Genomic DNA, 13,365 nt, shown 5'->3' on the forward strand with positions numbered 1-13,365 from the left:
GAGTCGCAGCTCGGGCGAGTGCCAGCGGCGGGCTGTCAAGGGGACGTCAATCCGCGTGCCGCGCGGATCAACACCGCGTCATGGCCCGGCTGCCGCCCAGGCAGCCGGGCATAGCTTCGGTGTCGCGGCATCCGCCCGCACCGCCAGCTCGCCCTAGGAGCCCGCTGCTATGAAGCGCACCACCGCGCCCGAGGACCCGGAGCCCGAGGAACGACGCCCGGCAGGACCGCTGTTCGTCCCCGTACGACCAGGACCTGCCGGGCAGGCCCTACGCGTCTGCCGTAGCCCACGGGGCATCCGTACGGCCGTCGCGTTCACCAGCGAACGGCGGCTCACGACGGCGTTCGGCCCTGAGCAGCCGTGGATCCGGCTGGCCGAGCCCGCACTGCGCGCCCTCGCCGAGCCGCTGGGGGTGCGTGAACTCACCGTTGACCCACGGCTCAGCGCCCGGCGCAGTCAGGCTCCCGCGCCGTGCCCGGTGCGCTGGGAGCCCGCGGCCGTCGGTGTGCTGCGGGTGACCGGCGCGGCTGCCGCGCTCACCGCCCTGACCTCATTCCTGGGCTGAACGGAGGCATTCCATGTCGCCCCTGTCCCTCGTGCCCGCGGCGCTCCCCGAACTCCCCGGCGCCGGGTCGCTCGATGTGTGGCCGGCGTCCACCCGGCCCGCGCCACGTGGCGATCTGACCGTCGGCGGCGTCGCCCTGGCCGAGCTCGCCGACCGGTTCGGCACCCCGCTCTATGTACTCGACGAAGCCGAGGTCCGCGCCCGCGCCCGGGCCTGGCGGCAGGCGCTGCCGGACGCCGACGTCGTCTACGCCGCCAAGGCGTTCCTGTGCCGCGCGATGCTGCACTGGATCGACGAGGAGGGGCTCGGTCTGGACGTCTGCTCCGCGGGCGAACTGGAGTTCGCTGCCACCTGCGGCTTCCCGGCGGACCGGATCGTGCTGCACGGCAACGCCAAGTCCCCTGAGGACCTGCGGGCCGCACTGCGCCTCGGCGTCGGCCGGATCGTGCTGGACGCGGGCTGCGAGGTCGCCCGGCTGGCCGCGCTACTGCCTGAGCGCTCCTACCAGCAGGTGATGCTGCGTGTGCTGCCGGGCATCGAGGCCGGTTCGCACCCGGCGGTGCGCACCGGCACCGCGGGCCAGAAGTTCGGGCTGCCGATCGCGGGCGGCGAGGCGCAGGAAGCGGTGGAGCGGATCCTCGGCCAGCCCCGGCTCGACCTGGTCGGGCTGCACTGCCACCTCGGCTCGCAGATCACCACTGTGGAGCCGTATCTGCGGGCGGTGCGCCGTCTGGTGCCGTTCCTGGCGCGGCTTCGCGACCGGTACGGGATCGCCCTGCCGGAGCTCGACCTCGGCGGCGGCTTCGGTGTCGCCTACCGCCCCGGGGAACGGACGATCGACCCCGGCGAGTACGCCCGTCGGGTGACGGCCGAACTCTCCGCGCTGTGCGAGGAGTTCGAGTTCCCGGTGCCGAGGCTCACCGTCGAGCCCGGCCGGTGGATCGCCGGGCCCTCCGGTCTCGCGCTGTACCGGGTGCTGTCCGTCAAGCACAGCGCCGGGCACCGCTTCGTGGCGGTGGACGGCGGGATGAGCGACAACCCGCGCCCCGCGCTGTACGGGGCGCACTACGCGGTGCGGTTGGTCGGACGCCGCAGCGACGCCCCGATGCGGCCGATGACCGTGGTCGGACGGCACTGCGAGGCGGGCGACGAGCTGGCACGCGGCACCGAACTGCCGGAGGATGTACGGCCCGGGGACCTGCTCGCGGTGCCGGTGGCGGGCGCCTACCACCTGTCGATGGCCTCCGGCTACAACATGGTCGGGCGGCCACCGGTGGTGGCGGTGGCGGACGGCCGTGCCCGGCTGCTGGTCCGCCGTGAGACGGTGGAGGACATCCGGCGGCGCGACATCGGGATCTGAGGGCTCGCCCGGGGACAATGCGGTGGCGAACCGCCCCACTCGGATCACGCAGGAGGACCGCGATGCCGCAAGCGGCGCAGAGCGCACCCGCGCTGGCGCTCGTCGTCGAGGACGACGCGACCCTGGCCGAGGCCCTCACCACCGCACTTGAAGTACACGGCCACCGGGTCGAGACGGTCGGCGACGGCCGCCTCGGCCTGGAGCGGATCCGTACCGCCGCGCCCGATGTCGTACTGCTCGACGTGATGCTGCCGCAGCTGGACGGACTGACCGTCTGCCGCCGGGTGCGCGCCGACGGGGACCGTACGCCGATCCTGATGCTCACCGCGCGCTCGGCGGTGGCCGACCGGATCGACGGGCTCGACGCGGGCGCCGACGACTACCTGCCCAAGCCGTTCGATCTGGATGAACTCATCGCGCGGGTAAGGGCGTTGCTCCGCCGCGCGCAGCCGGGCCCCGCACCGGATCTGCCGGAGGAGCTGTCCTTCGGGGACCTGGTCCTCGACACCCGCACCCGGCGGGCCCGGCGCGGCGGCCGGAGCATCGACTTCACCCGCACCGAAGCCGCGCTGCTGGAACTGTTGATGACCAATGCCGGACAGGTGCTGACCCGGGACCTGATCACCGACCGGGTGTGGGGATACGACTTCGGCCCGTCGTCCAACTCCCTTGAGGTGTACGTGGGTTATCTGCGTCGCAAGCTGGAGGAAGGAGGCGAACCACGCCTCGTCCACACCGTGCGCGGTGTCGGGTATCTACTGAGTGAGCACCGCGATGGCTGAGGACCGGCGCCCGGAACGCCGCGCTCCGCTGCGGCTGCGGCTTGCGGTGGCCACCACGTTGGCCGTCGCCGCGGTCGCGGCGGCCGTCTGCGGGGCCGCGTACCTCGCCGTCGGCCAGCAGCTCGGCCATGAACTGAACCTCAGCCTGATCCGCGAGTCGAACCGGGTCGTGCCGCAGGTACGGGCCGGAGCGGCGCCACCCGGCGGCGAGTGCGCCTGGTTGGCCTCCCCCGACTGTGTGCAGGTGGTCCACTCCGATGGCACGGTGACGCCCGCCCCGGATCCCTACGTGCCGCCGGTGGTGCCCGGCGCGGTGGCCGTGGCGAAGGGCGAGCGGGGTGCGTACTTCACCGATTCGGCCTCCCAGGGCCTGCCGTTCCGCAGCTATGTCGCCCCGGCCGGGCAGGGCCGGGCGGTACAGGTGTCCATGCGGACCGACTCGATCCAGCACAGCGAGCGCCGGATCGCGGTGGCACTGGTGGTGATCGGCGGGGCGGGCGCCGTGCTCGCCGCGGTACTCGGCCATGCCGTGGCCCGTACCGGACTGCGGCCGGTGGCCCGGCTCACCCGGACCGCCGAGACCATCGCGGCCACCCGCGATCCCGGCCATCGCATCGATGTGCCGGGACGCGACGAGTTGTCCCGGCTGGCGGGCAGCTTCAACGTGATGCTGGGCGAGTTGGAGCAGGCGCTGGACGCCCGTCGGCAGATCGTCGCGGACGCCTCGCATGAGCTGCGCACCCCGCTCACCGGGCTGCGGACCAATATCGCGCTGCTGTCGCACGACTTGACGGACGGGCAGCGGCGGCGGGTGAACAACGCGCTGTCCGCGCAGATCACCGAGATGAGCGGGCTCGTCGATGATGTGATCGAACTGGCCAGGGGCGATGAGACGTCCGGTGAACCGGAGGATGTGCGGCTCGACGAGATCGTGCGGCACTGTGTGGCGGCGGCTCGCCGCCACTCGCCCACGACACGGTTCGAGGTGGCACTTGAGCCGTGTGTGGTGCGCGGTGTTCCGGCGCGGCTGGCGCGTGCGGTCACCAATCTGCTCGGTAACGCCGCGAAGTTCTCGCCGCCTGACGCGCCGGTCGAGGTGCGGCTCGACGGGGGTGCGCTGACCGTCCGCGATCACGGGGCCGGGTTCGCCGAAGTGGATCTCCCGCATGTCTTCGACCGGTTCTACCGGTCGCAGTCGGCCCGCGGGCTGCCCGGCTCGGGACTCGGCCTCGCCATCGTCCAGCAGGTGGCCCATGCCCACGGTGCCCACGCCGAGGCGCTCAACGCCTCGGGCGGCGGGGCGTTGTTGCGAATCCGCTTCCCTACGGCGTAGGCTCCGCGCCTGCGGATCTGCCATGGTGACGGCCCGTCCGAACACCGCCGACCCGCGCCGCGGGGGTTACTCGCCATCGCGGCGGATTTCCTTCGCCAGCGCGGCGACCGATCGCCGCCGGTCCCTGTCATCGTGGTTCCTCGCCATCGCGGCGGATTCATTTCGCTGCCGCAGCGATCAGTCACTGCACGTCCTCATCACGGGAGTTGTACGCCTTATCACGGGAGTTGTACGCCTTCGCGGCGGATTCTCCTCGCTGCCGCGGCAACCAGTCACCACCGGTCCGCATCACGGAAGTTCCGCGCCGATGCGGCGGCAACACCATTCCGCCGGGGACGGCGAGCAACCGCCGCGGCGTGGACCGGCGGTGTCGACCGGCCGCAACCCACCGCATCCCGACGGGCGGAACGCCAGAACACCCCCAGCCCGCCGAACGGCGAAACCACCACCCCCAGCCCGCCGGACGGCGAACCCACCACACCCGAGCCCGCCGAACGGCGAAACCAGCGCATCCCAACCGGCCGGAACGGCGCGGCTAGTACTGCAACCGCACCTGCCACGTCATCGCAGGTCAGAAGCGGTGCGGCGGTCTCCGAACAGTGCGGGGTGGTCTACGGCCGGGCACCACCGCGCCCGGGCAAGCGCGATTCAGCAGGTCAGCGCCACGTTCGCCTGACGGCATATCAGTTTCTGTCGCCCGACGCACCCGCTCCGACCTGCGCCGATCCGCCGAGTGCGGTTGCAGTACTAGGCCACCGAGTGGACGCGACCCGCGGAGTGGGTCGCGTCATGGTGGATGGAGGTGTGCGCACCGGTCAGCGGGACGCCGCTGCCGCCCCTGCGATGGGCGACGATCTCGGCGGCGATGGACAGCGCGGTCTCCTCGGGCGTGCGGGCGCCGAGGTCCAGGCCGATGGGCGAGCGCAGCCGGGCCAACTCCAGTTCGGTGACGCCCGCTTCACGCAGCCGGTCGAGCCGGTCCAGATGCGTACGGCGGGACCCCATCGCGCCGACGTAGGCGACCGGCAGCCGCAACGCCCGCTGCAGCAGCGGGATGTCGAACTTCGCGTCATGGGTCAGAACGCACATCACCGTGCGCGCGTCCAGGACCTGGGAGTCCAGATAGCGGTGCGGCCAGTCCACGACGACCTCATCGGCCTCCGGGAAGCGGGCCCTGGTGGCGAAGACCGGGCGGGCGTCGCAGACGGTCACCCGGTAGCCGAGGAACTTCCCCATCCGCACCACCGCGGCCGCGAAGTCGATCGCGCCGAAGACCAGCATCCGAGGCGGCGGAACGCTGGATTCGACCAGCAGCGTCAGCGGTTCGCCGCAGCGGCTGCCGTCCGCTCCGACCTCGACCGTGCCGGTGCGTCCGGCCTCCAGCAGCGCGACGGTCTCAGCGCGCACCGTGCCGTCGAGCGCCGGATCGCCGAAGCCGCCCTCGTACGCGCCGTCCGCTGTCACCGCCATGGTCCCGCCGAGCAGCTCGGCGGGACCCTTGACGATCCTGGCCACCGCCGCCGCCTGTCCGGCGGCAGCGGCGGCCAGCGCACGGGCGACCTCCGGCCGGGCGGCCGGGTCCACCCGCTGGACGAAGATGTCGATGATTCCGCCGCAGGTCAGGCCGACGGCGAAGGCATCCTCGTCCGAGTACCCGAAGCGCTCCAGAACCGGCACGGCCGCGTCGCCCGCCTGCAGCGCCTGCTGGCACAGCTCGTAGACCGCTCCCTCGACACACCCGCCGGACACGCTGCCGATGACGGTGCCCTCGGCGTCGACGGCGAGCGCCGCGCCCGGCTGCCGTGGCGCGCTGCCGCCGATGGCGACCACTGTCGCGACCGCGAACGGACGCCCGCGCTCGCACCAGTCCAGCAGCTCGTCAGCGATGTCCAGCATGGTGTGTCACTCCTCAGCGGACGCCCAGCCACCCTTGGATGGGGTGAAGGGCGAAGTAGACGACGAAGACGGCCGACAGGACCCACATGAAGGCGCCGGGTTCGCGCCACTTGCCCTGCGCGGTCTTGATGACGGTGTACGCGATGACGCCCGCGCCCACACCCGCGGTGATCGAGTAGGTGAACGGCATCAGCGCCACGGTCAGGAAGACCGGGATCGCCACCGAGCGGTCGCTCCAGTTCACATGCTTCGCATTACCCATCATCATGGATCCGACCACCACCAGCGCGGCGGCCGCGACCTGGCTCGGCACGATCTGTGCCAGCGGCGTGAAGAACAGCCCGGCGGCGAACAGCAGGCCGGTGACCACGCTCGCCAGACCGGTGCGGGCCCCTTCGCCCACGCCGGTCGCCGACTCGATGAACACCGTCTGGCCGGAGCCGCCGACGACCCCGCCGACCATGCCACCGGCGCCGTCGATCAGCAGCGCCTTGCTCAGGCCGGGCATCCGGCCCCTGGCGTCGGCGAGACCGGCCTCCGTGCCGACGCCGATGATGGTCGCCATCGCGTCGAAGAAACCGGCCAGCACCAGGGTGAAGACGATGATCCCGACGGTCATGGCGCCGATGTGGCCCCACCCGCCGAACTGCACATGCCCGAGGAGCGAGAAGTCCGGCATCGAGACGACCTTCTTGGGCAGCTCGGGCACCGCGTAGCCCCAGACCTTGGGGCCCAGGCCCGCCACCGACTGCACGGCCACCGCGATCACCGTGCCGACGGCGATGCCGATGAGGATGGCGCCGGGAACGTTGCGGGCCTGCAGGGCGAAGATCAGCAGCAGCGTGACGGCGAAGATCAGCACCGGCCAGCCGACCAGATGGCCGCCGACGCCGAGCGTCACCGGGGCGTCCGCGCTGCCGATGCCGACGAATCCGGCGTGCACCAGGCCGATCAGCGCGATGAACATGCCGATGCCGATGGTGATCGCGTGCTTCAGCGGCAGCGGGATGGCGTTCATGATCAGCTCGCGGAGTCCGGAGACGACCAGCAGCACTATCACCGCGCCGTAGATCACGCACATGCCCATGGCCTGCGGCCAGGTCATGTTGGGCACCACCTGGGTGGACATCACGCCCGAGACGCTCAGCCCGGCGGCGAGGGCGAGCGGGACCTTGCCGATGAATCCCATCACCAGGGTGGTCACCGCGGCGCCGAGCGCGGTCGCGGTGATCAGCCCGGCCTGGCCGAGCTTGTGGCCGCTGACGTCCGCTCCGGACAGGATCAGCGGGTTGAGCAGCAGGATGTAGGCCATCGCCATGAAGGTGGTCAGACCTCCACGGACCTCTCGGGCCACGGTCGAGCTTCTGTCGGAGATGTGGAAGTAGCGATCGAGCCATGAGCGGCCGGACGGCGGGCGCGAGCCGGTGCCCGCGTCCTCCGCGACCGTTGCCGGCTCGACTTGCGACTGGGTCATGAGTCCAACTCCCAAGGTTCACAGGGGCACCCGCGCCGAGCGCGGGATTTGGGAAGGTGTTTTGGCCTGCACGACCCGGGGGACGGCCCGAGACGAACGGGGTTACTGCGGCGGCCGGGGAACCGGCCGGATCCGGGCGGTGGCGGGAGGGACGAGAACCCGTCACCGCCCGGAAACTGGTGTCACGTACCGGTGAGGTGTTCGGGGCGCACCGGTACGCGGTTGAGGGCGAGACCGGTCGCCGCGCGGATGGCGGAGACGACGGCCGGGGTCGAGGACAGGGTCGGTGCCTCGCCGATGCCGCGCAGCCCGTACGGGGCGTGCTCGTCGGCGAGTTCGAGGACATCGACCGGAATGGTCGGGGTGTCGAGGATGGTGGGGATCAGGTAGTCGGTGAAGGACGGGTTGCGGACCTTGGCCTCCTTGGAGACCACGATCTCCTCCATGACGGCCAGGCCCAGGCCCTGGGTGGTGCCGCCCTGGATCTGGCCGACCACCGACAGCGGGTTGAGCGCCCTGCCGACGTCCTGGGCGCAGGCCAGCTCGACCACCTTCACCAGGCCCAGTTCGGTGTCCACCTCGACGACCGCCCGGTGTGCGGCGAACGAGTACTGGACGTGGCCGTTGCCCTGACCGGTGTGCAGGTCGAACGCCTCGGTCGGGCGGTGCCGCCACTCCAGCTCAAGGTCGATCGCCTCGCCTTCGAGGACTTCCACCAGATCGGCCAGCACCTCGCCGCCGTCGGTGACCACCTTGCCGCTCTCCAGCAGGAGTTCGGCGGTGGCCCACGCCGGGTGGTACGAGCCGAACCTGGCCCGGCCGAGCTCCAGCACCTTCTCGCGGACGGCCTCGCAGGTGTTCTTCACCGCGCCGCCGGTGACGTACGTCTGCCGGGACGCCGAGGTGGAGCCCGCCGAGCCGACCTGGGTGTCGGCGGGGTGGATGGTCACCTGGGTGACGCCGAGTTCGGTGCGGGCGATCTGGGCGTGCACGGTGACTCCGCCCTGCCCGACCTCCGCCATGGCGGTGTGCACGACGGCCACCGGCTCGCCGCCCACGACCTCCAGGCGCACCCGCGCGGTGGAGTAGTCGTCGAAGCCCTCGGAGAAGCCGACGTTCTTGATGCCGACCGCGTATCCGACGCCCCGTACGACGCCCTCGCCGTGGGTGGTGTTGGACAGTCCGCCGGGTAGCGCCCGGACGTCCGCCGACTCGCCCGCGGTCTCCCACTGCCGCTCCGGCGGCAGCGGCATCGCCTTGATCCGGCGCAGCAGTTCGGCGACCGGGGCCGGGGAGTCGACCACCTGTCCGGTCGGCAGCAATGTGCCCTGCGACATCGCGTTGAGCCGGCGGAACTCCACCGGATCCATGCCGAGTTCGGCGGCCAGCTTGTCCATCTGCGCCTCGTAGGCGAAGCACGCCTGCACCGCGCCGAAGCCGCGCATCGCACCGCAGGGCGGGTTGTTGGTGTAGAGCGCCACGGCCTCGATCTCCACGTCGTCGATCACATAGGGACCGACGGAGAGCGACGAGGCGTTGCCGACGACCGCGGGGGAGGCGGAGGCGTAGGCGCCGCCGTCCAGCACGATCCGGCACCTCATGTGCGTGAGCTTGCCGTCCTTGGTGGCGCCGTGCTCGTACCAGAGCTTGGCCGGGTGCCGGTGCACATGGCCGAAGAAGGACTCGAAGCGGTTGTAGACGATCTTGACGGGTTTGCCGGTGCGCAGCGCCAGCAGGCAGGCGTGGATCTGCATCGACAGGTCCTCGCGCCCGCCGAAGGCACCGCCGACGCCGGACAGCGTCATCCGGACCTTCTCCGGCGGCAGCCCGAGCACCGGGGCGATCTGGCGCAGGTCCGAGTGCAGCCACTGGGTGGCGATGTACAGGTCCACGCCACCGTCCTCGGCGGGTACCGCGAGGCCCGACTCCGGGCCGAGGAAGGCCTGGTCCTGCATGCCCACCACGTACTCGCCGGAGACGATCACATCGGCCCTGGCCCTGGCGGCTGCCACGTCGCCGCGGTGGATCGGCTGGCGGTGCACGACGTTCGGGTGCGGGACATGCCCGGCGTGGTGGTCGTCGCGGCCCGGGTGCAGCAGTGGGGCGTCCTCGGCGAGCGCGGTCTGCTCGTCGTGGACGACGGGGAGCTGGACGTACTCGACCTTGATCTTGGCGGCCGCGCGGCGCGCGGTCTCCGGGTGGTCGGCGGCGACCAGGGCCACCGGCTCGCCGTGGTGCCGGACCCGGCCGTGCGCCAGCACCGGGGTGTCCTGGATCTCCAGCCCGTAGTTCTTGACGTCGGTCGGCAGGTCGTCATAGGTCAGCACGGCGTAGACACCGGCCTGGGCCAGCGCCTCGGAGGTGTCGATCGACTTGATCTCGGCGTGCGCGTGCGGGCTGCGCAGCGTGAAGCCCCACAGCATGTCCTCGTGCCACATGTCGGAGGAGTACGCGAACTCGCCGGTCACCTTCAGGGTTCCGTCGGGGCGCAGGGTGGACTCGCCGATGCCGCCCTTGGCCGTGCTGCCCTGGGTGATGTTGCCGGGTATGCGGGTCGCGCCCATGGTCAGACCGCCTCTTCGGTCCGGGCGGCCGCGAGGCGGACCGCGTCGAGGATCTTCTCGTAGCCGGTGCAGCGGCACAGGTTGCCGGACAGGGCCTCGCGGATGTCCTCGTCCGAGGGCGAGGCGTTGCGCTCCAGCAGTTCGTCGGCGGCGACCAGCAGACCCGGGGTGCAGAAGCCGCACTGCACCGCGCCCGCGTCGATGAACGCCCGCTGGATCGCAGAGAGCTGCTGCGGGAAGGCGCCCGCCTCACCGGTCCGGCCGTCGGCGGGCTTGGACTGCCAGCGCTTGGCGTCGTCCAGGGACGTACCGCACGCGCCCGTGCCGCAGCCGCCCTCGGCGCGCTGCCTGGCGTAGTCGGCGAGGCCCTCGACGGTGACCACCTCGCGGTCCTGGACCTGGCCCGCGGCCACCAGGCAGGCGCAGACCGGGACGCCGTCGAGACGTACCGTGCACGAGCCGCACTCGCCCTGCTCGCAGGCGTTCTTGGAGCCGGGCAGGCCCATGCGTTCACGCAGCACGTACAGCAGGCTCTCGCCTTCCCAGACGTCGTCGGCCTCCTGCTGGCGGCCGTTGACGGTGAACGTCAGGCGCATCGCGCGCTCCTCTCGTTTCCGCGGTACTCGTCCCAGGTCCAGCCGAGGGTGCGGCGGGCCATGACGCCCAGCGCGTGACGGCGGTACGCGGCCGACCCGCGTACGTCGTCAATGGGGTTGGCGGCGCCGGAGACGAGCTCGGCGAACTGGCGGGCGACGGACGGGGGGATGATCCTGCCGTTGTCCCACAGCCCGGCCTCTTCGAGTGCCGCGTTCAGGAACTCCTCGGCGGCTCTGGCGCGGATCGGGGTGGGCGCGGCCGAACCGATGCCGGTCTTGACCGTGCGGGTCTCGGGGTGCAGGGCGAGGCCGAAGGCGCAGACCGCGATCACCATCGCGTTGCGGGTCCCGACCTTGGAGAACTGCTGCGGCCCGTCGGCCTTCTTGATGTGCACCGCCCGGATCAGCTCATCGGCCTCAAGGCAGTTGCGCTTGACGCCGGTGTAGAACTCCTCGACGGGGATCATCCGGGTGCCCCGCACCGAGACCGCCTCGACCTCGGCACCGGCCGCGAGCAGCGCCGGATGCGAGTCTCCGGCCGGGGAGGCGGCGCCGAGGTTGCCTCCGACGCTGCCGCGGTTGCGGATCTGCGGCGATCCGACGGTGTGCCCGGCCAGTGCCAGCCCGGGCAGTTCCCCGCGCAGCCGCTCGATGATGCGGGTGTACGGGACCGAGGCGCCGAGCCGCACGGTCTCCTCGCCCACCTCCCATTCCTGGAGCTCGCCGATACGGTTCAGGTCCAGAAGCACGTCGGGCCGGCGGTGGTCGAAGTTGATCTCGACCATCACATCGGTGCCGCCCGCGATCGGCACAGCGGTGGGGTGCTCGGCCTTCGCGGCGAGCGCCTCCTCCCAGCTGGCGGGGCGCAGGAAGTCCATAGGGGTCTCTTCTCGGATGTCGAAGGGGCCGGGTGGTGCGGAATCGCGAGGGGCTCGTTCATGTGCTGTTCACGTGATGTGGCCCAGTACACAAAGAACCGGCCGGTCGGGTGCAGTCACCGAAAACATGAAGCACTTGGCTGGCCGGACACTGGACCTTGTAGATTCCTCTGAAAGGCGAGGTCCCACCCCCTCGCGGGATTACAAGAGCGTCATTCAAGACAAGGCGAGAACGATGCGGCTGCGCACACTGCTGGACACCGAGGCGCTGGGCTTGCGGCTGCTCGGCGGCGAGGACGAGCTGGACCGTACGGTCCGCGGCGTGATGACCACCGACCTGCGGGATCCGAGCCGCTATCTGTCCGGCGGCGAGCTGGTGCTGTCCGGCCTGGCGTGGCTGCGCGGCCCCGAGGACTGCGAACCGTTCGTCCGCCGGTTGGCCACCGCCGGGGTGGCGGCGCTGGCCGCGGGCGAGGCCGAGGTCGGCGGGGTGCCGCAGGAACTGGTGGACGCCTGCGCACGGCACCGGCTGCCGCTGTTCGCGGTGCACGAGAGCGTGGCGTTCGCGGCCATCACCGAGTACGTGGTGCGGCAGGTCTCCACCGAGCGCGCCGGGGATCTGGCGGCCGTCGTGGAACGGCACCGCAGGCTGATGTCGGCCGGTCCCGCGGGCGGCGGCCCGGACGCGGTGCTGGACCTGCTCGTCACCGATCTGGACCTACGGGCCTGGGTGATGTCCTCCACCGGGCGCCGCATCGCGGGTTCCGCCCATGAGCTGGCGGACCAGATCCGCGCCGAACTGGCCGGGGAACATCTTGCGGCGTCCCGGACCGGTCGTCCGGCGCCGCACCGGGTGCAGGTCGGCGGGCGGGTCTTTTCGGTCTTTCCGATCAAGGGCGCCGAGGCGGATCCGCGGGCCACCGTGCTGTCCGACTGGCTGCTGGCGGTCGAGGCGGACGCGGGCGACTGGCCCGGTGAGCGCCTTGACCTGCTGCACGGGGTGACCCAGCTGATCGCGGTCGAACGGGACCGGCAGGACGCGGCGGGCGCGGTACGCCGCCGCCTCGCGCACGAGGTGCTGGAACTGGTGCAGGCGGGCGCGCCGCCCGCCGAGGTGGCGGCCCGGCTGCGGGTGGCCGCGCCGGTGCTGCTGCCTGGTGCGGGCAGCGCACCGCACTGGCAGGTGGTGGTGGCCCGGGTGGACTGGGAGGGCGGGGATCTGCCCGGCGGTCCGGTGGCGCAGGCGCTGCTGGAGGAGATCCTGATCGACCCGTCGTCGACCGGCACCGACCCCGCCGACCGGATCGCGGTCGCGCACGGCGACGAGGAGGCCATGGCGCTGCTGCCGCTGCCCGCCACGGGCCCGGATGCGGAGGAGCCCGCCAAGCTGCAGGCTGACGGGCTGCTGCGCACGGTGGCGGCACCGCTGGCTCGCGGTCTGGACGGCGACGGCCGGCTGACGATCGGGGTGAGCGCCCCCGTCCACTCGGCCGAGGGGCTGCGCGGCGCCCTGGAGGAGGCGCGGCACGCCCGCCGGGTGGCCGCCGCCCGGCCCGGCCGGGTGTGCGTGGCGGGCCATGAGGAACTGGCCTCGCACGTGCTGCTGCTGCCGTTCGTACCGGACGACGTACGCCGCGCGTTCACCGCGCGGCTGCTGGACCCGCTGCGCGCCTACGACCGACGGCACCGGGCCGAACTGATCCCCACCCTGGAGGCGTTCTTGGACTGCGACGGCTCCTGGACCCGCTGCGCGACCCGGCTGCACCTGCATGTGAACACCCTGCGCTACCGCATCGGCCGGATCGAGCAGCTGACCAGCCGCGACCTGTCGCGGCTGGAGGACAAGGTGGACTTCTTCCTTGCCCTGCGCATGAGTTGAGCCCCGGGCGGGGACGCGGGATACCTGCGGCCTCCCTC

The 13,365-nt window shown here is 71.9% G+C and carries 10 protein-coding genes; 5 read left to right on the top strand and 5 right to left on the bottom strand.

Annotated elements, in window-relative coordinates; translation table 11 throughout:
- Positions 1-169: 169 nt before the first annotated feature.
- The 4 genes from P2L57_RS23905 (at position 170) to P2L57_RS23920 (ending at position 4,040) form a co-directional block, all read left to right on the top strand.
- Entirely contained in the window at positions 170-565 is a 396-nt protein-coding gene (locus P2L57_RS23905) for an SAV_915 family protein (RefSeq protein ID WP_275817893.1), read from the top strand.
- 13 nt (positions 566-578) lie between these two features.
- Positions 579-1,925, top strand: a complete 1,347-nt coding sequence (gene lysA, locus P2L57_RS23910) for a diaminopimelate decarboxylase (RefSeq protein WP_275817895.1) — start codon at positions 579-581, stop codon at positions 1,923-1,925.
- Positions 1,926-1,987: 62 nt separating this feature from the next.
- Complete coding sequence (locus P2L57_RS23915; RefSeq protein ID WP_275817897.1) at positions 1,988-2,707, top strand: response regulator transcription factor; 720 nt, start codon at positions 1,988-1,990, stop codon at positions 2,705-2,707.
- A complete protein-coding gene (locus P2L57_RS23920; RefSeq protein WP_275817899.1) occupies positions 2,700-4,040 on the top strand; it encodes a sensor histidine kinase in 1,341 nt (446 codons plus the stop codon). Before P2L57_RS23915 ends, P2L57_RS23920 begins: the two co-directional genes overlap by 8 nt.
- 747 nt (positions 4,041-4,787) lie before the next feature.
- Here P2L57_RS23920 and P2L57_RS23925 read toward each other — a convergent pair.
- From P2L57_RS23925 to P2L57_RS23945, 5 genes are all read right to left on the bottom strand, one after another.
- The gene (locus P2L57_RS23925) at positions 4,788-5,936 is read right to left on the bottom strand and encodes an XdhC family protein (RefSeq protein WP_275817901.1); all 1,149 of its coding nucleotides are present in this window, start codon (positions 5,934-5,936) and stop codon (positions 4,788-4,790) included.
- A 13-nt stretch (positions 5,937-5,949) separates the two neighbouring features.
- The gene (locus P2L57_RS23930) at positions 5,950-7,410 is read right to left on the bottom strand and encodes an NCS2 family permease (protein ID WP_275817903.1); all 1,461 of its coding nucleotides are present in this window, start codon (positions 7,408-7,410) and stop codon (positions 5,950-5,952) included.
- A 182-nt stretch (positions 7,411-7,592) separates the two neighbouring features.
- Entirely contained in the window at positions 7,593-9,974 is a 2,382-nt protein-coding gene (gene pucD, locus P2L57_RS23935; RefSeq protein ID WP_275817906.1) for a xanthine dehydrogenase subunit D, read from the bottom strand.
- Positions 9,975-9,976: 2 nt separating this feature from the next.
- A complete protein-coding gene (locus tag P2L57_RS23940) occupies positions 9,977-10,570 on the bottom strand; it encodes a (2Fe-2S)-binding protein (RefSeq protein ID WP_275817908.1) in 594 nt (197 codons plus the stop codon).
- Positions 10,561-11,448, bottom strand: coding sequence for an FAD binding domain-containing protein (locus P2L57_RS23945; RefSeq protein ID WP_275817910.1), 888 nt, complete (start codon positions 11,446-11,448; stop codon positions 10,561-10,563). Before P2L57_RS23945 ends, P2L57_RS23940 begins: the two co-directional genes overlap by 10 nt.
- 235 nt (positions 11,449-11,683) lie before the next feature.
- Between P2L57_RS23945 and P2L57_RS23950 the strand changes: the two genes are divergently transcribed.
- Positions 11,684-13,327 carry a PucR family transcriptional regulator gene (locus P2L57_RS23950; RefSeq protein ID WP_275817912.1) on the top strand — a complete coding sequence of 548 codons (1,644 nt, stop codon included), beginning with the start codon at positions 11,684-11,686 and terminating at the stop codon, positions 13,325-13,327.
- Positions 13,328-13,365: the final 38 nt, after the last annotated feature.

The organism is Streptantibioticus ferralitis, from assembly GCF_029223525.1.
Lineage (GTDB): Bacteria > Actinomycetota > Actinomycetes > Streptomycetales > Streptomycetaceae > Streptantibioticus_A > Streptantibioticus_A ferralitis.

Bases quoted from the DNA above. Each gene is read 5' to 3' on its own strand.
- P2L57_RS23905 (WP_275817893.1), top strand. From the start codon at position 170: ATGAAGCGCACCACCGCGCCCGAGGACCCGGAGCCCGAGGAACGACGC.
- lysA (WP_275817895.1), top strand. From the start codon at position 579: ATGTCGCCCCTGTCCCTCGTGCCCGCGGCGCTCCCCGAACTCCCCGGC.
- P2L57_RS23915 (WP_275817897.1), top strand. From the start codon at position 1,988: ATGCCGCAAGCGGCGCAGAGCGCACCCGCGCTGGCGCTCGTCGTCGAG.
- P2L57_RS23920 (WP_275817899.1), top strand. From the start codon at position 2,700: ATGGCTGAGGACCGGCGCCCGGAACGCCGCGCTCCGCTGCGGCTGCGG.
- P2L57_RS23925 (WP_275817901.1), bottom strand. From the start codon at position 5,936: ATGCTGGACATCGCTGACGAGCTGCTGGACTGGTGCGAGCGCGGGCGT.
- P2L57_RS23930 (WP_275817903.1), bottom strand. From the start codon at position 7,410: ATGACCCAGTCGCAAGTCGAGCCGGCAACGGTCGCGGAGGACGCGGGC.
- pucD (WP_275817906.1), bottom strand. From the start codon at position 9,974: ATGGGCGCGACCCGCATACCCGGCAACATCACCCAGGGCAGCACGGCC.
- P2L57_RS23940 (WP_275817908.1), bottom strand. From the start codon at position 10,570: ATGCGCCTGACGTTCACCGTCAACGGCCGCCAGCAGGAGGCCGACGAC.
- P2L57_RS23945 (WP_275817910.1), bottom strand. From the start codon at position 11,448: ATGGACTTCCTGCGCCCCGCCAGCTGGGAGGAGGCGCTCGCCGCGAAG.
- P2L57_RS23950 (WP_275817912.1), top strand. From the start codon at position 11,684: ATGCGGCTGCGCACACTGCTGGACACCGAGGCGCTGGGCTTGCGGCTG.